Below are 17,149 nucleotides of genomic sequence, written 5' to 3'. Positions count from 1 at the left end.
AAGAGAAATAATTTGAGGTATAATCTCGGCGACATTAATTCGACGGAAAAATCAATGCAACAAGATGAATTTCAAGCATTAGTCAAAAGCTTGTGCGAGCAAAAAACACTTCCTCAAGCGTTAGATATGCTGAAAGTATTTGAAGATCAAGATATTGCTGAAGCAGCCTTATCGTTAGTGGGTCAGTTTGCTTTAGCCGAAGTGGATGGGGAGCAACGCATTTACCACGTCGTGTTGCAAGAAAATGAGCAAGGTGAAGAAGAAGAGTTTGTCGAACACATTATGAATGAAGGCGATGACGTTATTAAGTTTGTTGCTTGGTTTTTTGAAACCATGTTTGAAGTTAAGCAGAAAGAAACTTACTTGGCTGCTGGTAAAACCTATAAGCAGCCTAAACGCGGTTAACTGAAAATTAATTACTTTATTTTGTGACTAAAGTCTTGTTTTTGTTCTTTTTTGGACTAATATACACCTCGTCAGGTAAATAAATTACATGTTGAGGTGATTCATGGGTTATGAATTAGGTGGTGCTTACGTTGGTCAACTGATCGCAAAAAAAGCGATGTATGATGCAATGCATGGCAAACCACAAGCAAAGAAAAAGTCTTTCATTAAAACGCTAGTGAAGAAATTCAGCAAATAGTGAATGCCTAAGAATCAAAAAGCCCTAGCTTGGTAACAAGCTGGGGCTTTGCTTTATTTACTGGGGTAAAAATGGCTGTGCAAATTCGTCCACCATTCGTCCACAAAGAGCCCGTATACCATTACTGACTAAAGAGTCGGCGGTTTCTGAGGTGTCAGTACTTTTTCTTCTAAAGTAACCAGATGCTCTGGGGCACTACTGACTTTTTTTGGTTAGCCAATCTTCCAATTTATCACACCCGCCGATATAGCGGCTTTCTAGCCAAATTTGTGGCACAGTGACGGGCGTTTTTTGACCAATGATGGCTTTAACTTCTGGGATCATCCGGTACAGCGCCGCACTTTCTTTGACTACATCATGATAGGTGTATTGAATTCCCGCTTCATCCAGCAATTTCTTTGCTTTGACGCAGTACGGGCAAGTGGCTTTTCCATACACAATATTGCCAGTTAACTCGTCACGTTGTGCCCACTCTTTGATCACCGATTGAACCAAAACACCTCGATTTAACGCTTCTCCTTGGCTGATCACTTTACCTTCAACGACCAATATTGGGGCGTGCCATGCGCCAAGTTTCAAGGGTTCCCACCAGTACGATAGCCAGTCTTTGACTTCTAACTCGATGGGAATGCCCTCCAGTTCATTATTGAAGGTGTCAGTCAAAATGTCTTTGGTGAGCGTACACTCGCCGCAAGGGATGGTGACTTTAAATGGACCCCAACTTCCAGCCCATCGGTATAGTGTGATTTTTATCGGTTTTGCCATCGTGTTTTCCTCAAGAAGCATTGCTTAGAGAATAGGAAAGAGTTGAGTGACTTTTTATTTCAACGCGAAGATTTTTTTGTTTCCCAGTGAGTAATAAAGGCCACTGAAGCGATAATGATGGCGGCGCCAAGCCATAATCGCCCGGGTGGTGCCCAGCCAAACACTAACCAACCCGCCAAAACATTCAGTGGCAGCTTCGCGTGATCAAAAGGTTGCACAAAAGACGCATCTGCCACCGCATAGGCTTTAACGATCGCCCATTGAGCCAGTGCTGTCATCGCACCCGCAAAAAGCAATATGAGCCATAGAGTGCTCCCTTGAGGTGTTTGCCAATCTGGTAAAGCGAGCAGTAGATTGAACGGTGTGATCAGTACCAAAAGGTAGACCACCATAGTAGACGGTGAGTCATGGGCAGACAGTTTTTTCACCATCAAAGAGTAACAAGCCCAAAAAAATGCCGCGCCAACAGGCAGCAACGATGCCCAGTTGAAATCGTCAGCCCAAGGTTCAAGGATAATCATCGCCCCGACAAAGCCAGTTAATGTTGCTCCCCAGCGCGCTGTACCCACTTTCTCTTTTAAAAAAAGGCCTGAGCCAATCGTGGCAAACAGAGGAGAGGTCATCAGCAGTGCAATACCTTGCCAAATGGGTACGGGATAGGCGAGTGCCCATAACCAGAGTTGTATGCCAATCACAGATAAAAACACACGGAAAATATGCATGCTTAAATGCTCGGTGCGCAGCGAGTAGCGGATCCCTAACGTTGATAAATACGGCAAAATAACGACTAACGCGATGGCATATTGAACCAGCGCCACCGTGGTAGATGACAGGCCATAATTGATACTGGCGACTTGAGCAAGGCTATTGACTATCGCAAAGGCGAGGCCTGCGATTAGCATCCAACTTGCCCCTTGGATTGGGTGGTGAAGTATTTTGGTCATAGAGAAGAGGGTTATAGAAAAAGTCGTTGAATCATACTGACTTATCAGCGTTAAACCAATCTCTGAAATAAATGGAGTGGTTCAATAAATTTGAGCAAGTGTTATCCCTGCTGATTTCAACTTGTCTGAAACGCCAAAAATTTTGCGTATGGGCTGTGGTGATGGGATAAAAAAAGCCCCCTAAAAAGAGGGCGAAAGAACATGAACGGCCAGTGCTCTGCCTTAGCACTGAAAAGAAGCACAAACGCTGCCATGCATTTGTACTTATTACATAGCAGGTTGTGTGCCATCGTTAACTTATTGAAAAATATTGAAATTATGTTTTTTCCTCTATGAAGAATGGTCTAACCTAGTGCAATGTGTTTTATCGTGGTGCAATGCCGTCAAATAAAAAAGGCCAAGCGAGTGCTTGGCCAAAAGGATGATATCCTTAGGGAGTATATGCGTTCGTATGATTGAAATTAGAAGTTGTAACGCAGGCCTAGGCGAATAGAGTCTTTTGCATCATACGCAGTGCCGAGGTCTTTTTTATCTAGGTTGTTCATTTTGTAGGCAACGTAAGTGTAGATTGATTTATTGAAATCATAACGCCCTGTCAACTCAGCAAAATCACTTTTCGTCGTTGTGACGTTTGCAGTTTCATTTTCCGTTTTTTGATACACCCCAATCAAGCGGAAGTTACTTGTGACTTTGTATTGCGCAGCAAATTCAATCCCGTTGAATTCGCTCTTCGCTTTATCGTCCAAATCCCCTTGTGTATAGGTCAGGCCTAAGTACAAATCGTCCAACGTGTAATTCGCACCGGCAATAATTTGATTCGCTGCACCTTGGCCTGTGCCATTATCGTTGCTTGCGTAGCCCAAGCCTAAACCAAGGCCGATAGGTAAGTTATAAATTGCAGAAAGACCAAAGCCATCGGTGTCTTTTTCTTCGCCTGCAATAAAGCTTGCTTTCACATTGAGGGCATCAAATGTAGCTGCGTAGAGGAAGGTGTTGTTGATTTGCTCATTACCTGCGTTGATGAACTCTTTTTGAGCGCCAGTATAAGTACCGATGTCTGACATTTGAGAAATTTGCACGCCAGCCGTATCTTGGCGGCCGACAGAAATAGCACCAAAATCAGCTTGTAAACCTGCAAATAGGTAACGTTGGTTGAAATCAGAATTTTTATCGTTGCTGGCGGAGGAATTAACCGTTTGCTCTGCTTCATAGGTTGCAAAACCTTTCAAAGAGTCAGAGATTTCTGTTGAACCTGTAATGTTCAAACGCGCACGGCTTTTGTTTTTCATCGTGCCTTCAATTTCTTTGCCTTTGTCATCACCACCGAAATCGCCACGAAATTCTGCACGTCCACCAACTTTAAGCTCATTTCCATCCGCTTTGTAAACAGTCGCAGCAAAAGAAGAACCTGATACCAATGCTGTAAGAATTGCGGTTGCGATTGTTGCTTTTTTCATTTTATTTACCTTATCCATAATCAATGAGCTTCAGTGCTCGAACGGTTTGATGTGAGTAAAGTAGATGTTTTAAATGAATGTTTAATTACTGATTCATGATGTTTACATGTTGTTTTTATTGATGATTTATTAAAAAGAATGTTATGTAGTGATGTTCAAAATAATCAAGGTGCCATGAATTTTGAGTCGAAGATCTTACTTTTATCTAATGAAGATTCAAATCCATTCACTCGCGCTGTAGATGAGGTAAACTCGACGATCTTAGTCATCTCAAGGAAGAGTATATGTATTCGGTTCGTTTGGATAAACAGAAGATAACCCCGTCTAAAGTGTTGTGTGTTGGTCGGAACTATATTGAACATATTCAAGAGCTTAACAACACAATGCCAGAACAAATGGTGGTGTTTAATAAACCCAATACGAGCATTACAACCACTCTATCCTCGTTTCACCAAGAGACGCTTCACTATGAAGCTGAAATTTGTTTTTTGATCAAAAAAGGTCAATACAGCGCGGTTGGTTTGGGGTTAGATCTGACTAAGCGGGTACTGCAATCTCAGCTTAAAGCAAAAGGTTTACCTTGGGAGCGGGCGAAAGCATTTGATGGTTCAGCAGTACTTAGCCGATTTGTGCCACTGCATGGTATCGACATCAATAAGTTGCAGTTAGAGCTATTCATCAACTGTGTTCGGGTTCAGTGCGGCGGTGTCAACCAAATGATCTATTCACCCGCCACCATTTTAGAAGAGCTGAAATCTTACACATCGCTGCGTGATGGTGACGTTGTGATGACCGGAACGCCACAAGGCGTTGGAGAAGTGCATTGTGGCGATCTCTTTTTAGGGCGTCTTAAATGTGGAGAGCAGACCTTAATCGAGATTGAATGGCTAGCGCAATAAAACTGATTTGCGCGATTCGGGCTGCGGTTATTATCAGTATTCACCGCAGCCTCTGTCTTTAATGGGCTAAGAGCGTTAAATTTAGCAAAAAGAAAGTCGCCATGCTGATGATCGTGGTCAGCAGGACATTCTTGGTTTTCCATGCAATCAGTCCCGCTAATGCTGCGGCCCACAAGTAGGGATTATGGCGATCAAGCCAAAGTGTTTGCTCTGGCAGGAACACAATCGGAGCCCAAATAGCAGTTAATACAGCAGGGCTAGAATAAGTGAGTAAGCGCTGGATAACTGGGTTGAGACGCAGCGGTAATTTAGGCTCTAAGAACAGATAACGGCTCATAAAGACCAAAGCGGTCATGGCGAGGATAGAAAGCAGAATCATCGTTGGTTCCTCCTGCTCGAACAGAGTAAAACTTCAGAAACATAACCTGCACACATTGCGCCAATGCTTGCTAGCATTAAGCTACCTTCAACTTGCCAAAGAGTCAGGCTTACCGATAACACTAGGGCACTGATGACAGCAACGAGTATCGGTATGTTTTTAATGTTCGGAATGACAATGGCGATAAAAGTAGCCGCGACTGCGAATTCCAACCCCAACTCGTTTAAAGCGGGGATGTAGCTGCCCGCAATAATACCGACCAGTGTGGCCAAATTCCAAACTAAATAGAAGCTTAAACCCGCACCAAGCGCGTACCAACGGTTAAACTGTTTTTCATTTTGTTGTCCGCAGACCGCAAACAGCTCATCAGTGAGCAGAAAACCCAGAATTAAACGCCAACGTGTCGGGAGTGGGCTGATTTTGCTGCGCATGGAAACGCTGTAGAGAAAATGGCGAGAAGTGATGAAAAATGTGGTGATCAGCAGAGTCAACAGCCCTGCACCTGTTTTAAACATCCCCGTGGCGACGAGTTGCGCTGAGCCTGCAAATAAAACCGCAGAGAGTGCTTGGCTCTCTAATACGGTCAGGCCACTTTCAATCGCAAATGATCCTGCCAATAAGCCCCATGGTAAAACGGCAATACTCAGCGGTAGCATGGCCAGTGCGCCTTGCCCAAAGAGGCGACCTCGAGGTTCCAAATGTACGTGGTTCAATAGTGTGCTATCCATAGTAATTCCTTTGCTGGAAGTGATGAATCTATCAAGCCACAAGGTTGGGTCAAGCGATTGTACAAAATTGCGCATACAACTGTCATCCACTGAAGGGAAAAGAGCGTTGTAGTCGCAGGCATTGTTCACCTAAACAGATGAAATAAAAATGCCGCCAACAATGAACTGAAGACGGCCTGTTATTTCGCTGTGCTTGTCCGGCAATGAGCGCTACAAGCTGTGTTGGTGTTCTGCGATGAGCATCGCCATTTGCTCGTCGGCTTTTTTCTCGGCGCTGGCGAAATCTTCTTCTGCTTCGAAGGCTCCGACGACCTCGTAATAGCATTTCAATTTAGGCTCAGTGCCCGACGGGCGCACAATCACTCTCGCTCCGCCTTCCAAGTGATAGGTCAATACATCGCTAGCAGGAAGTTGAATCGCTTGCGTTGTTCCATCGGCAATATAACGTGTGAGTGATTTGAGATCGTCGGTCATGAGCACTTTTCTACCGGCGATTTCCGTTGGTGGTGTGGCGCGAAGCTTGTCACCGATCGGCGGTGAGTTAGGGTCTAACTTAATGCTACGTTGTGCATTAATGTAAAAACCGTGCTGACGGTAAATGGTTTCGAGTTGATCCCAAATAGTCTTACCTTGGCTGTATAATTCGGCCGCTAGTTGTGCAAATGCCACCATGGCCGAAAGGCCATCTTTATCCCAAACGGTTTGCCCTATGGTGTAACCCAATGCTTCTTCATAGGCGAATAAGAACTGCTGTCCATCGCTTTGTTGTTGCATCGCCACGTTGGTCAACCATTTAAAGCCAGTCAAGGTTTGGTAGTATTTTGCACCTTTTGCCTGCGCAATATTACCGAGTAAACTGGATGAGACGATGGTGTTGCCAACCAACTGTTTTGAGGCATCGGTTTTGGAGAGCAAATAGTCCCCAAATAGTGTGCCAACTTGATCGCCAGTCAGCATTTGGTATTGACCATCCGCGCGTTGTACGGCAACGGCAAATCGGTCGGCATCTGGGTCGTTGGCGCAGGCCAACTGGGCATTTTGGGCATGGGCTAACGCGATAACCATATCCATCGCCCCCGGCTCTTCAGGGTTCGGGAAGTTGACGGTCGGGAAACGGCCATCCGGCTCTCGTTGTTCCTTTACACTGATGACATGGGTAAACCCAGCGTCATGCAGCAAAGTTTCAGCCATCTCAGCGCCGACACCATGCATCGCGGTATACGCAATGGTAAGGCATTGCGGATCAGTGTGGTGGTTCAACAATGGGCTTTGATTGAGGGTACGACGGTAAGTTTGGTAATACTCTTCTGTTAGCCATTGCAAAAGGCCTTGTTGGTGCGCGTTGTCTAACGGCATCAGAGAAATAGCTCGCGTTGCCGCTAAGTCGATTTCTGCTGCAATACCTGAATCGTGAGGTGGGATAATCTGGGCACCATTTTCCCAGTACACCTTGAAGCCATTGTATTCGGGTGGGTTGTGACTGGCGGTGACTACGACTGCGGCGGCGGCATTAAAGTATTTTACCCCAAAAGCGACTACTGGGGTCGGTGCCACTTTATGCGTGAGATACACTTTGATCCCCAGCGCGGCGAGTACGGAGGCGGTATCGTGTGCAAATTGCTGAGAATCTGGCCGGCCATCATAGCCAATCACCACCCCACGTGTTTTGGCATTGCTGACTTGTTGAATGAGATAGTGTCCTAAACCCGTCGCCGTTTCTTGAATTACCAGGCGGTTCATACGATTAGGGCCGCATCCCACCATGCCGCGTAAACCCGCGGTGCCGAACTCAAGGCGTGATTGAAAGCGAGCTTTTATCTCATCTAACTGATGCTGATCGACTAGTGCTTGTAGTTCTTGGCGAGTTTTAGGATCGGGATCTTTTTCTAACCATTCGGAAACGTGTTGTATCATGGTTTCACCTTCTTACATTCATGTTGAATTAATTCTAACTGATATTCATTCTCAATAATGGGGGCGCAATCGCTAAACATCGTTCTTATTTTGTTTCTCATCACGTGTTGATTCTCTTTGATTGGTTGCGTAACTGACGCTGACAAATTCCGTGTTATCTAGTTAGAGTGATGAAGCGAGAGATGGCGTAAACTGCGTAGCTCGAGCCGCCTAAACAGTAAAGAGAGGCTTAAACATAAACCCAAGTATGCACCGCCCACTAACAACCATATTTCAAAAATAAGCCCAGAAGAGTTAGCGATTTCTGTGCCAACAAACGTCATTTCTTGAATTGAAATTAGCGATACAATCGAAGAATCTTTGACCAAAGAAATCGCTTGCCCAGCTAAAGCCGGCGTGATCGCCGCCAATACTTGAGGGGCAATGACGTATCGGTATTTTACCCATCGAGACAGCCCTAAAGAGTGCGCTGCTTCCCATTGACCTTGAGCGATTCCGGCCAAACCTGAACGAACAACTTCAGCGATATAGGCTGATGAAAGCATTCCAATACACACAATTCCAGAGAATAAATTTTCCCATAGATGAGAAGGACCAAACAGCCAATGCTGAATGACATTGGTTGGCTCATGGTGTTCCCGTAGTAGGTTTTCTAGGCCCAACAACGGGATCAGTTGATTGGAGACAAAAAAATAAAAAATGAACACGAAAACCAGCGGCGGAATGTTCCTAACTAATTGCACAAAAGCGTTAGCCGGAATTCTGAACCACGAAAACTGAGAGTGGCGTGCTACGCCAAGCAGTGTGCCTAACACAAGGGCCATCACCATCGCCCAGACACTTAAGCGCAAAGTAGCAACTAACCCCTGAAAGAAATAAGGGATAGCACCATGGCTCGTTGGGGTGAAAATCAGAGCAAAAGCTTCTTGCCAACGCCAATTATAATTCACCCCAAGCTCGGCTCGGTGCGTTAACCAAATAACAAAGCCTAACAGTGCTAAGAGTAACGCATAATCGAGCTTATTGAGCGATAATTGTAGCCATGGTTTAAGGCTCCGTTTTTCATACAGCACGGTTTTTGTTCTATTCACATCCGCCCCTCAGGCTATTGCCCTGAGACGATTTGGTTTTGCCAATCTAGCGTTGAGAACCAATATTCGTAGCGTTCACTTAACCAGCCGTCATTGGTTCGTTCAATAATCCATTGATCAAAAAAGGCTTTTTTGTCCTCTTCACCTAAGCGAACGGCAAACGCTTCGTTTCCTTTGGACAACCGTTCATTGAAAGGAATGAACAGTTTGTCACTGTGTTTCACTGTTTCATGTTCAGGTTTAGGGCTTGACGCAATCACGGCGTGTGCTTGGCCGTTTAATACTTCTTGAAAGGCTTGTGCATCGTCATCAAATTGCAGAATTTTGGCTTTGGGGAAGGTTTCACGAGCGACTTGTACGGTGAATGCCCCACGGCGCGCAGCGATAGTCACTCGACGAGAGTTGAAGTCTTCAATGGTGGAAAAGCCATTAGCTAAGGATTGATTGGCAGCAAGCTGCACGCCTGAATGTGAGTAGGGGGTGGTAAAGAGCACGCTTTTCGAGCGTTCTGGCGTGATAGACATGCCGCCGATAATGACATCAAATTTCTGTGCTAAGAGTGCTGGAATAATGCCATCCCACGCGGTAGGTACAAATTCCACTTTCCAACCTGAATCTTCAGCAAGACGTTTGGCAACATCAATTTCAAAGCCAATTAGGTCGCCTTGCTTGTCGCGCATTGCCCAAGGCACAAACGTAGACATACCCACACGCAATGTGCCTCGTTCAGTGATTTTATCAAGGCTAGGCGTTTCACTGGCAAAGGCGGGTATGGAAATGGTTATCCCTAGTAACATGGTCAACCCGAGCGATAGAGCGGCGATAGCCTTCAATCCAGCGCGTTGCCACGCTTTTGGTGCAGATTGCTGCATGATGTTCTCCTTTTAAGGATGATTATTGAGCGCGCCATTGCGCCCCGAGTTTGTGTTCTAACCATGCTGAAAACCCTGATAAAGACAGAGTTAACAGTAAATAAATTGCAGCGACGGTAAACCATATTTCAAATGGCATCGCCGTTTCTGAGACAATATTTCTACCTTGAGTGGTTAAGTCAAAAATAGCCATCACACTGACGATAGACGAGTTTTTAATTAATGACACGACTTCATTGGTCAGTGGAGGTAATGTACGTTGGATAAGTTGCGGTAAGATCACATCAACATAGGTATAAAAACGAGAAAGCCCTAATGTTCGTGCCGCTTCAAACTGTCCCTTCGGAATGCTGTTTAAACCACCACGAAACACTTCGGCAGTATAAGCGCCTTGAAACAGTGCCAAAGCTAAAATGGCAGTAGAGAAGCGATCTAAGCCCAGCACTGGGCCAAACACAAAATAGAGTAGGTATATCTGCACCAGTAGCGGCGTGTTGCGGATAAGCTCAATATAAATATTGGCCAGCCAACGCCCTACCACTGAATTGGAAAGCTTCAACAAAGCGGTTGTTAAGCCAATGACTAGCGTAAAAAATAGGCTGACCGTTGAGATTTGCACCGTAACGGCTAACCCTTCGAGCAGTTCCGCGGGCCACCATTCACCCTCGTCGTAAAAAGCGATGAAATCAGGCACACGATACCATTGCCACTGGTAACCCATAGCATGTGCGCCAGAATCAAGTAGCCATACCATCCCCGCAAGCAATAGAACTATCTGTACTAGAGCGGAGAAGATCGGTTTTATCAGTACTTTTATCATCAATGGCTCAATATTTGGTTGAGAAACTGTTGAGTTCTTGGGTGTTTTGGCTGACGAAATATCTCTTCCGGCGTAGCGATCTCGAGAATTCTTCCTTCATCCATAAAAATGACGCGATCCGCTACTTTTCGGGCAAAACCCATTTCATGAGTGACGCACATCATGGTGATGCCATCTTGAGCAAGATCTACCATGACATCCAGCACCTCTCGGATGGTTTCAGGATCGAGAGCTGAAGTGGGTTCATCAAACAATAAAATGTCTGGTTGCATACAGAGTGAGCGTGCAATGGCAACACGCTGTTGCTGACCGCCAGATAATTGCACCGGATATTTGTCAGCTTGGTCAAGAATATTCACTCGCTGTAAAAAATGGCTCGCTCTTTGTCTTGCGGCTTGCTTACTCAATTTCAGTGTACGAATTGGAGCTAAAATAAGGTTTTCAATCACCGTCAAGTGAGGGAAAAGGTTGAAATGCTGGAAAACCATACCGATTTTTCCCGCAGGCTGTGTGATGTCGGAATGGTTAGAGTTCAGGGTGATCTTGCCCGCGGTGATAGCTTCTAACCCATTGACCGTTCGGATTAATGTTGATTTTCCTGAGCCTGAAGGGCCACAAACGACTAAGATTTCCCCTCGACGAACCTGAAGAGTAATGTCTTTCAAAGCGTGAAAATTATTGTACCACTTGTTTACTTTTTCAAACTCTATCGCATTCATGGTTGAATATCTTGTTGCTATTTTGTTACTACCTACCTTAGCAATATCAACGAGATAATGCACCTACGAAGCTCATATTAGCGTTAATTTGTGGGTTCCAGTATAAAGGTGTAACTATTTTTTTACGAAATGATAATTTTGTAAAAAAGTAGCCAATATTGCCTTTTGTTGAAAATAATGATTGAAGTTGTGGTTTTTAGTAGATAAGTTACAGGGGAGAGCCGAAAGCAAGGCTGCGTATAGATCCAACCTGTCCGTTGTTCGGTAGGCAGTAGAAAAGAATAAGGAAGAAGTAAGCAATGTTTCAGACTGATGATGTAAAAATTAAACGAGTTAAAGAGTTATTACCTCCTGTTGCGGTTCTAGAAAAGTTTCCGGCAACAGAAGTTGCTGCTTCAACCACATTTCAGGCTCGAGAAGCCATTCATAATATTCTACAAGATAAAGATGATCGCTTATTGGTGATCATTGGCCCATGTTCAATTCATGATCCTCAAGCGGCTGTTGAATATGGAAAACGTCTTAAAGTGTTGCGCGATGAACTAGGTGATCGCCTTGAAATTGTCATGCGTGTCTATTTTGAAAAACCTCGTACAACCGTCGGATGGAAAGGGCTCATTAACGACCCTTATTTAAATGATACCTATAAAATTAACGATGGTTTACGCATGGCGCGTAAGTTACTGCTTGATTTGACCGATATGGGGATGCCGACAGCGAGCGAATTTTTGGATATGATCACACCGCAGTATGTGGCTGACCTTATCAGTTGGGGTGCTATTGGTGCTCGTACAACAGAATCTCAAGTTCACCGTGAGCTCGCATCGGGTCTATCTTGTCCGGTTGGGTTCAAAAATGGGACAGATGGCAATATCAAAATCGCTTCTGATGCGATTCGCTCTGCCAGTGCATCGCACCATTTCTTGTCGGTCACTAAGTATGGTCATTCGGCCATCATTCAAACGGCAGGCAACCCTGATTGCCATATCATTCTACGAGGTGGTAAAGAGCCAAACTACAACGCTCAACATGTCGCGGCTATCAAGCAGGAACTAGAAATCTCCGGTTTACCACAAAAAGTGATGATTGACTTTAGCCACGCAAACAGCTCTAAACAGTACCAGCGTCAACTGGTGGTATCACAAGATGTGAGTGAGCAGATTGCATCGGGTGAACATGCTATTTTTGGTGTGATGATTGAGTCTCATCTCGTTGAAGGACGTCAGGATCTCGTGGATGGTTGTGCGGCCACTTATGGTCAATCGATTACGGATGCATGTATTGGCTGGGATGACACTGAAGTGGTATTGCGTCAGTTGGCTGGTGCCGTAGAGGCGCGTCGCGCACGCTAAATATGGCGTCACTCTATAATATAAAGTATCAACAGAGCTCCCGATTCGGGGGCTTTTCTATTTAGACTCAGCTCTGATCGCGTCACTTTAAGCGCTATGGTTGTGAAAAGTGCTCAGATAATGCTGAACGACGATTTTTACTTGGGTCGCCGTTTTCATCGTTTTCTACCGTGCTTTCATAGCCTTGTTTGATAAAGCGTTGTAAAGGCATGACAGGTTCAATGCGCTTGAGTTGAGGGGAGTTTGTTGTCCCAGCAAGTTGGTAAATGGTCACGCCACTACCAGTGTTAATCACAATTTTATCCCCATCATATTCAAACTGAGTGCTGACTAAGCGATTATTTCGAAACACGCCATTTGAATTGAGAGTTAGAACCTCAGTGCTATAACTGGGTGTACCGATTTCGATCCATGAACCATAGACATTTTTGGGGCTTGTATACTCTTGATAGCTCACTAAAAGTAAAGTGGCAAAACTAGCTGCGATAGTGAACAGCACTATCCAAAAAAGACTTTTTAATACCCACTTTTTTTTCATAGGGTGACCTGAAGAGGCTTTATTTGCATGCGTGAAACCCTTAACTGCCATTCCCACTCCATAACGTAAGCAATCAGCGACTAGTACCGGTAAGGCTAACCAATTAAAACAAGGTTAGAGAGTGGAATATGTCGTGTGGTTTAGCAAATGTCACACTGGAAAATATGATCTTTTTTCCAAAACTAGTACTAATGGATGACAAGATGAACATTGCATCATGAATTTTGTTGACTTACCGATCAGTATAGGTCGCGTTTCACTATTTGTTTAATCCCAATTGCCACTTGTGTATTTTTACGATTTCAGATAAAACGGCTTACAAACGTGTTATTCACCATATTTTGGTGGTTTATTTTACAAGGAAGAGAAATGATCAAAGAAAACACATACTTCGACGGGGCTGTTAAATCTTTAGGTTTTGCTCACCAAAGTGGTGACAGTTCGGTGGGCGTAATGGCTCCTGGCGAATACACCTTTGGCACGGCGGCTCCTGAGCGTATGACAGTCATCAAAGGTTCGTTAACGATAAAGCGTTTAGGGGATGAACACTGGTCTACATTTAAAGCGAATGAATCTTTTGAAGTCGCTGAGAATTCGTCCTTTGATTTGAAAGTTGCCGAAGTAACAGCTTATTTGTGCGAATATTTGTAGTTGAAATAGGGCTTAAAAGCCCTATTTCTTATCGAGCTGTTAAGCCAAATTTTGCATAGATGGCTTCGATCCTTCCACTTTTTACCATTTCAGACAGAGCGTTTTGTAATGCATCCGCTTGTGGATGGCTTTTAGGCATACCGTAATAGTTGCCGATAGTGTTTGGATAGTAGTAGGTTGCTACTTGGTAGTTACTAAAATTGATTGTTTTTAATTCCACTTCTAGCGCAGGTAAATCCAATACGATAACGGTATCTATTCTCTTTGCCTCTAGCATTCTTGCTAGGTTGAAGTCATCATTAACAACCGTTCTATTTATCTCTTTGTCTTGATCAAACGCTTCGAAATAAGCGGTACCTCTTTTCACACCGACATTTAGCTCTCGTAAATCTTGATAATTGTTGATTGCTGGCCCATCACTGCGAGTGACAAAAACAATATTCCGTGTTTGCTCACTTATAGGACCGATAAAGCGAACAAATGCTTCTCTGTCTGCTGTTCGTATGACACGTGGAACAATGTCAACAGTACCATTTTCTAAAGTAGCAAGGCTGCGAGGAAATGGAATGTTTCGCCACTCGATATCGAAGCCTATATTTTTTGCTGCTTCTTCAATGATTTCCTTTAATGGGCCGCTGATTTTTTGACCATCTGGACTGATCACCATTTCTGGTGGTCGATGCCTAAAATCAGCTTTAAGGGTGTTAGCAAAAAGCGTTGAGCTGATCAGCACTGCTGCCAATGAAATGAGAATATTTCTAGTCAATACCCACATATTTCGTGCCTCTCGTCAAATTTACTACTTGAGTATAGGCAAACTTTCTGAGAACCCCAAAATGACACTTAAGATCAGCCGGATGGCTACCCTATGATTAATACTGTTCAAACAGACCTGAGTTGTAGTCTTTAATTGCTTGTTCTATCTCAGAAAATGAGTTCATTACAAACGGCCCATAATGCACTACAGGTTCATCAATGGGTTGCCCCATTAGCAACAATACTCCGCTCGTATCATTGGCTTTTAATGTTAAGAACTCACCTTTTGAGAGCAACGCTAGCTCGCCTTGCTTCAACACTTTACTGCCTAGCTGTGCATTGCCTTTGTAGGTAAATGCCATGACATTAAAGTGATTTGGAGTGGCGATCTCTAATTGGCTACCCGGTGTTGCTTGCCAGTCGGCTACACTCAATTTAACGCCCGTTTTTGTTAATGGGCCAGTTACTATCTGGTTGCCACAAGTGACATCACCCGCAAGTACTCTCAGCAGGCCAGCCTCTTGGGAGTGGTATTCGGTAATGGTTTCGGGTTGAAAGTCGTGGTATTGCGCTGGCGCCATTTTTTGGCTAGCAGGCTGATTGATCCAAATCTGAAAACCGTGCAACTGACCTTCAGTCATGATTGGCATCTCGCTATGAATAACACCTCTTCCTGCGGCCATCCATTGGGCACCTCCAGAGCGTAATTCACCGACATTACCCATATGATCTTGATGTTGGAAATGCCCATTTAGCATATAAGTGAGAGTTTCGATTCCTCGGTGTGGATGAGGAGGGAATCCGCCAATATAATCGGCTTTTTGATCAGATTTAAATTCATCGAGCATTAAAAATGGTGAAAAATTAGCGTTATTAAAGCCAGCAACGCGGCTAATTTTTACGCCATCTCCATCCGAAGTGGGTTGTGCGGGGATTATCTGTTTTATTTCACGTTGCGTTAGCATAATGATTCTCCTTGTCGGTATAACATCAGTCTAAGACAATGTGCTGATAAAGAAGAGCGCTGTGTTTTGAAGGTCTTCGTCGAGAAATTCGAACATATCTTGAGGGGGGCTATAATTAGAGTAGGTTGGATCACGAGGAGGATGCCCAATGTCTATGTTGCCCAAACATGAAGATCAGAATCCGCATTATGATCCCAAAGAGGATTTTACGCTTGAGCAGATGCACCGATTTACCAAGGTGGCTAATCAAGCGCAGAAAAATCGCGATACGCTTGAACAGCTCAGTGATAAAGACGTTTCCATTGTTGAAGCAGCAAGGCGTGCGGCAATGAGGCCAGTGATTCACCCTAAACCAAATAAACCTAATACAGCACGCTACGCCGCATGGATGGTGGTGGTATGTGCAGTAGGTTTGTGGATTATGTATATGACTCGCTAGCTTTCTTTATTGGTGTCACTGTTGCTGAATGGGTTGCAGTAGATGCTTCAGTATGGTCAAGTGAAATATGTTGGTAATACTGATATTGATTTTTGCCGTTGTGTTTTGCTGCGTACATCGCTTTGTCTGCGCACCGAGTCAGCTCTGCCAAGTTATCAGCATCAGAAGGAAACAAAGCAGCGCCGATGCTGACGGTGAGGTTATTGATCATTTCTGAGCCTTGATATTTATCCTCAAACAGATAACAAATCCGGTTGAGAACGCCATCCAAATCCTTAACCGTTTTGATATCGTAAAGTAGTAGCACGAACTCATCTCCGGCAAATCTCGCGATGGAGTAATCGTGTTTATCTGTCTTCCGGTCTTTATTTCGGACGTTGTTTTTTAAACGGTTGGCGAAATATTGCAAGACTCGATCCCCGACCTCATGTCCGTAGCTGTCATTAATGGACTTGAAATTATCAATGTCTAGAAAAACGAGTGCGGTGATGGTCTTTTTATCAGACTGCTGAGAGAGCTTTTCACGTGCCCAAGTTTCGAAACTCCAACGATTGGCGAGCCCAGTCAGTTGGTCGGTGTAGGCAAGGTCTTCAATTCCCTCTTGATAAAGATGCTGGATATAGCAAACCGCTTTGTTGTAGTAGTAAGAGGAAATATGACACATGCAACAGAGTGCGATGAGACTGAGAAAGAACCGATCTATGGGGAGATATTGAGGAAGAATATCGGCTCCGGAGAGTTGTACTGATACGCCAATCAGCATAAAGAAACTGCAGCTAAAAACTAAGCCTATACGAAAGTCATTAATGAAGATCACCGCCGCAATAATTGGAAACAACCACAGCACATTGCCGACCATATGCTGTCCATATAGTAGTAATATGACCCCTTTTGTTAACAAGATGGCACTGAGGAATAAATCGGCATAGGAGGTGTTATCAGAGTGATGGTAGAAATAAAGGTAATTAGAGGCAATGGCGATCAAGCATAATAAATTAAAAGTGCTCAGGTAATATTGCTGTTCAAGAAAATGAAGAATGCCATAAAAGGCGAAAAGTAGCACAGACACAAACGAGCATAAGGCAACGACCCTACGCTTGCGTGACGCTCGCATATTGGCCATCTCTTCTAAATGTCTACCTACCAGTTCAGTCATACTCGATCTCGATGCTATCCTAAAGTATTAGATACCGAGTTAAGTCTAGAATAAATAACAG

At 44.2% G+C, this 17,149-nt stretch carries 20 protein-coding genes; 6 read left to right on the top strand and 14 right to left on the bottom strand.

What is annotated here, in order from left to right; all coding sequences use genetic code 11:
• Nucleotides 1-54 precede the first annotated feature (54 nt).
• Both AACV20_RS15250 and AACV20_RS15245 read left to right on the top strand, forming a co-directional pair.
• Complete coding sequence (locus tag AACV20_RS15250; protein ID WP_026027570.1) at nt 55-405, top strand: hypothetical protein; 351 nt, start codon at nt 55-57, stop codon at nt 403-405.
• Between the two features lie 103 nt (nt 406-508).
• Nucleotides 509-643 carry a hypothetical protein gene (locus AACV20_RS15245; protein ID WP_013868100.1) on the top strand — a complete coding sequence of 45 codons (135 nt, stop codon included), beginning with the start codon at nt 509-511 and terminating at the stop codon, nt 641-643.
• 195 nt (nt 644-838) lie between these two features.
• On the opposite strand, the gene AACV20_RS15240 is transcribed toward AACV20_RS15245, so the two are convergent.
• The 3 genes from AACV20_RS15240 to AACV20_RS15230 form a co-directional block, all read right to left on the bottom strand.
• A complete protein-coding gene (locus AACV20_RS15240; protein ID WP_010320515.1) occupies nt 839-1,408 on the bottom strand; it encodes a glutaredoxin domain-containing protein in 570 nt (189 codons plus the stop codon).
• A 59-nt stretch (nt 1,409-1,467) separates the two neighbouring features.
• Nucleotides 1,468-2,352: a DMT family transporter gene (locus AACV20_RS15235; protein ID WP_013868098.1), complete on the bottom strand. Its 885-nt coding sequence runs from the start codon at nt 2,350-2,352 to the stop codon at nt 1,468-1,470.
• A gap of 461 nt (nt 2,353-2,813) precedes the next feature.
• Complete coding sequence (locus AACV20_RS15230; protein WP_170907576.1) at nt 2,814-3,809, bottom strand: porin; 996 nt, start codon at nt 3,807-3,809, stop codon at nt 2,814-2,816.
• 284 nt (nt 3,810-4,093) lie between these two features.
• Here AACV20_RS15230 and AACV20_RS15225 point away from each other — a divergent pair, with 284 nt between their 5' ends.
• Nucleotides 4,094-4,708 carry a fumarylacetoacetate hydrolase family protein gene (locus tag AACV20_RS15225; RefSeq protein ID WP_094145091.1) on the top strand — a complete coding sequence of 205 codons (615 nt, stop codon included), beginning with the start codon at nt 4,094-4,096 and terminating at the stop codon, nt 4,706-4,708.
• A gap of 58 nt (nt 4,709-4,766) precedes the next feature.
• Here the strand turns inward: AACV20_RS15225 and AACV20_RS15220 are convergent, their stop codons facing one another.
• The 7 genes from AACV20_RS15220 to AACV20_RS15190 all read right to left on the bottom strand — a co-directional run bounded on the left by AACV20_RS15220 (nt 4,767) and on the right by AACV20_RS15190 (nt 11,231).
• Nucleotides 4,767-5,087: an AzlD domain-containing protein gene (locus AACV20_RS15220; RefSeq protein WP_013868095.1), complete on the bottom strand. Its 321-nt coding sequence runs from the start codon at nt 5,085-5,087 to the stop codon at nt 4,767-4,769.
• A complete protein-coding gene (locus tag AACV20_RS15215) occupies nt 5,084-5,815 on the bottom strand; it encodes an AzlC family ABC transporter permease (protein WP_026027571.1) in 732 nt (243 codons plus the stop codon). The genes AACV20_RS15220 and AACV20_RS15215 overlap by 4 nt, the downstream gene beginning before the upstream one ends.
• Before the next feature lie 210 nt (nt 5,816-6,025).
• A complete protein-coding gene (locus AACV20_RS15210) occupies nt 6,026-7,729 on the bottom strand; it encodes a phospho-sugar mutase (RefSeq protein ID WP_170907575.1) in 1,704 nt (567 codons plus the stop codon).
• Between the two features lie 158 nt (nt 7,730-7,887).
• On the bottom strand, nt 7,888-8,802 hold the full coding sequence (locus AACV20_RS15205) for an amino acid ABC transporter permease (RefSeq protein WP_371319565.1): 915 nt from the start codon (nt 8,800-8,802) through the stop codon (nt 7,888-7,890).
• 32 nt (nt 8,803-8,834) lie between these two features.
• A complete protein-coding gene (locus AACV20_RS15200; protein ID WP_170889391.1) occupies nt 8,835-9,617 on the bottom strand; it encodes a transporter substrate-binding domain-containing protein in 783 nt (260 codons plus the stop codon).
• Nucleotides 9,618-9,714: 97 nt separating this feature from the next.
• Entirely contained in the window at nt 9,715-10,512 is a 798-nt protein-coding gene (locus AACV20_RS15195; RefSeq protein WP_029189977.1) for an amino acid ABC transporter permease, read from the bottom strand.
• Complete coding sequence (locus AACV20_RS15190; protein ID WP_170907592.1) at nt 10,512-11,231, bottom strand: amino acid ABC transporter ATP-binding protein; 720 nt, start codon at nt 11,229-11,231, stop codon at nt 10,512-10,514. The genes AACV20_RS15195 and AACV20_RS15190 overlap by 1 nt, the downstream gene beginning before the upstream one ends.
• Before the next feature lie 299 nt (nt 11,232-11,530).
• Between AACV20_RS15190 and aroG the strand changes: the two genes are divergently transcribed.
• The gene (aroG, locus tag AACV20_RS15185; RefSeq protein ID WP_094143250.1) at nt 11,531-12,583 is read left to right on the top strand and encodes a 3-deoxy-7-phosphoheptulonate synthase AroG; all 1,053 of its coding nucleotides are present in this window, start codon (nt 11,531-11,533) and stop codon (nt 12,581-12,583) included.
• Nucleotides 12,584-12,677: 94 nt separating this feature from the next.
• On the opposite strand, the gene AACV20_RS15180 is transcribed toward aroG, so the two are convergent.
• On the bottom strand, nt 12,678-13,121 hold the full coding sequence (locus AACV20_RS15180) for a DUF2850 domain-containing protein (protein ID WP_026027942.1): 444 nt from the start codon (nt 13,119-13,121) through the stop codon (nt 12,678-12,680).
• Nucleotides 13,122-13,490: 369 nt separating this feature from the next.
• Here AACV20_RS15180 and ppnP point away from each other — a divergent pair, with 369 nt between their 5' ends.
• Nucleotides 13,491-13,772 (top strand): pyrimidine/purine nucleoside phosphorylase, encoded by a 282-nt coding sequence (gene ppnP, locus AACV20_RS15175; protein ID WP_166538041.1) that lies wholly within the window; start codon nt 13,491-13,493, stop codon nt 13,770-13,772.
• Between the two features lie 28 nt (nt 13,773-13,800).
• On the opposite strand, the gene AACV20_RS15170 is transcribed toward ppnP, so the two are convergent.
• Together AACV20_RS15170 and AACV20_RS15165 are read right to left on the bottom strand one after the other, a co-directional pair.
• Nucleotides 13,801-14,547: a substrate-binding periplasmic protein gene (locus tag AACV20_RS15170; protein WP_170907573.1), complete on the bottom strand. Its 747-nt coding sequence runs from the start codon at nt 14,545-14,547 to the stop codon at nt 13,801-13,803.
• A 97-nt stretch (nt 14,548-14,644) separates the two neighbouring features.
• On the bottom strand, nt 14,645-15,493 hold the full coding sequence (locus AACV20_RS15165; protein WP_170900332.1) for a pirin family protein: 849 nt from the start codon (nt 15,491-15,493) through the stop codon (nt 14,645-14,647).
• A 148-nt stretch (nt 15,494-15,641) separates the two neighbouring features.
• On the opposite strand from AACV20_RS15165, the gene AACV20_RS15160 reads away from it, so the two are divergent.
• The gene (locus AACV20_RS15160) at nt 15,642-15,932 is read left to right on the top strand and encodes a hypothetical protein (RefSeq protein WP_013868082.1); all 291 of its coding nucleotides are present in this window, start codon (nt 15,642-15,644) and stop codon (nt 15,930-15,932) included.
• On the opposite strand, the gene AACV20_RS15155 is transcribed toward AACV20_RS15160, so the two are convergent.
• Nucleotides 15,913-17,088, bottom strand: a complete 1,176-nt coding sequence (locus AACV20_RS15155; protein ID WP_170907572.1) for a GGDEF domain-containing protein — start codon at nt 17,086-17,088, stop codon at nt 15,913-15,915. The genes AACV20_RS15160 and AACV20_RS15155 overlap by 20 nt on opposite strands.
• Between the last annotated feature and the right edge of the window lie 61 nt (nt 17,089-17,149).

Source organism: Vibrio sp. B4-6 (assembly GCF_963888245.1).
Lineage (GTDB): Bacteria > Pseudomonadota > Gammaproteobacteria > Enterobacterales > Vibrionaceae > Vibrio > Vibrio anguillarum.
This window is presented reverse-complemented; position numbering and strand designations above follow the sequence as displayed.

What these genes read in the sequence shown, in the direction of transcription:
- AACV20_RS15235 (WP_013868098.1), bottom strand. Translation starts at nt 2,352, where the DNA reads ATGACCAAAATACTTCACCACCCAATCCAAGGGGCAAGTTGGATGCTA.
- AACV20_RS15180 (WP_026027942.1), bottom strand. Translation starts at nt 13,121, where the DNA reads ATGAAAAAAAAGTGGGTATTAAAAAGTCTTTTTTGGATAGTGCTGTTC.
- AACV20_RS15200 (WP_170889391.1), bottom strand. Translation starts at nt 9,617, where the DNA reads ATGTTACTAGGGATAACCATTTCCATACCCGCCTTTGCCAGTGAAACG.
- AACV20_RS15155 (WP_170907572.1), bottom strand. Translation starts at nt 17,088, where the DNA reads ATGACTGAACTGGTAGGTAGACATTTAGAAGAGATGGCCAATATGCGA.
- ppnP (WP_166538041.1), top strand. Translation starts at nt 13,491, where the DNA reads ATGATCAAAGAAAACACATACTTCGACGGGGCTGTTAAATCTTTAGGT.
- AACV20_RS15230 (WP_170907576.1), bottom strand. Translation starts at nt 3,809, where the DNA reads ATGAAAAAAGCAACAATCGCAACCGCAATTCTTACAGCATTGGTATCA.
- AACV20_RS15250 (WP_026027570.1), top strand. Translation starts at nt 55, where the DNA reads ATGCAACAAGATGAATTTCAAGCATTAGTCAAAAGCTTGTGCGAGCAA.
- AACV20_RS15170 (WP_170907573.1), bottom strand. Translation starts at nt 14,547, where the DNA reads ATGTGGGTATTGACTAGAAATATTCTCATTTCATTGGCAGCAGTGCTG.
- AACV20_RS15215 (WP_026027571.1), bottom strand. Translation starts at nt 5,815, where the DNA reads ATGGATAGCACACTATTGAACCACGTACATTTGGAACCTCGAGGTCGC.
- AACV20_RS15220 (WP_013868095.1), bottom strand. Translation starts at nt 5,087, where the DNA reads ATGATTCTGCTTTCTATCCTCGCCATGACCGCTTTGGTCTTTATGAGC.
- AACV20_RS15225 (WP_094145091.1), top strand. Translation starts at nt 4,094, where the DNA reads ATGTATTCGGTTCGTTTGGATAAACAGAAGATAACCCCGTCTAAAGTG.
- AACV20_RS15190 (WP_170907592.1), bottom strand. Translation starts at nt 11,231, where the DNA reads ATGAATGCGATAGAGTTTGAAAAAGTAAACAAGTGGTACAATAATTTT.
- AACV20_RS15210 (WP_170907575.1), bottom strand. Translation starts at nt 7,729, where the DNA reads ATGATACAACACGTTTCCGAATGGTTAGAAAAAGATCCCGATCCTAAA.
- AACV20_RS15160 (WP_013868082.1), top strand. Translation starts at nt 15,642, where the DNA reads ATGTCTATGTTGCCCAAACATGAAGATCAGAATCCGCATTATGATCCC.
- AACV20_RS15245 (WP_013868100.1), top strand. Translation starts at nt 509, where the DNA reads ATGGGTTATGAATTAGGTGGTGCTTACGTTGGTCAACTGATCGCAAAA.
- AACV20_RS15240 (WP_010320515.1), bottom strand. Translation starts at nt 1,408, where the DNA reads ATGGCAAAACCGATAAAAATCACACTATACCGATGGGCTGGAAGTTGG.
- AACV20_RS15165 (WP_170900332.1), bottom strand. Translation starts at nt 15,493, where the DNA reads ATGCTAACGCAACGTGAAATAAAACAGATAATCCCCGCACAACCCACT.
- aroG (WP_094143250.1), top strand. Translation starts at nt 11,531, where the DNA reads ATGTTTCAGACTGATGATGTAAAAATTAAACGAGTTAAAGAGTTATTA.
- AACV20_RS15195 (WP_029189977.1), bottom strand. Translation starts at nt 10,512, where the DNA reads ATGATAAAAGTACTGATAAAACCGATCTTCTCCGCTCTAGTACAGATA.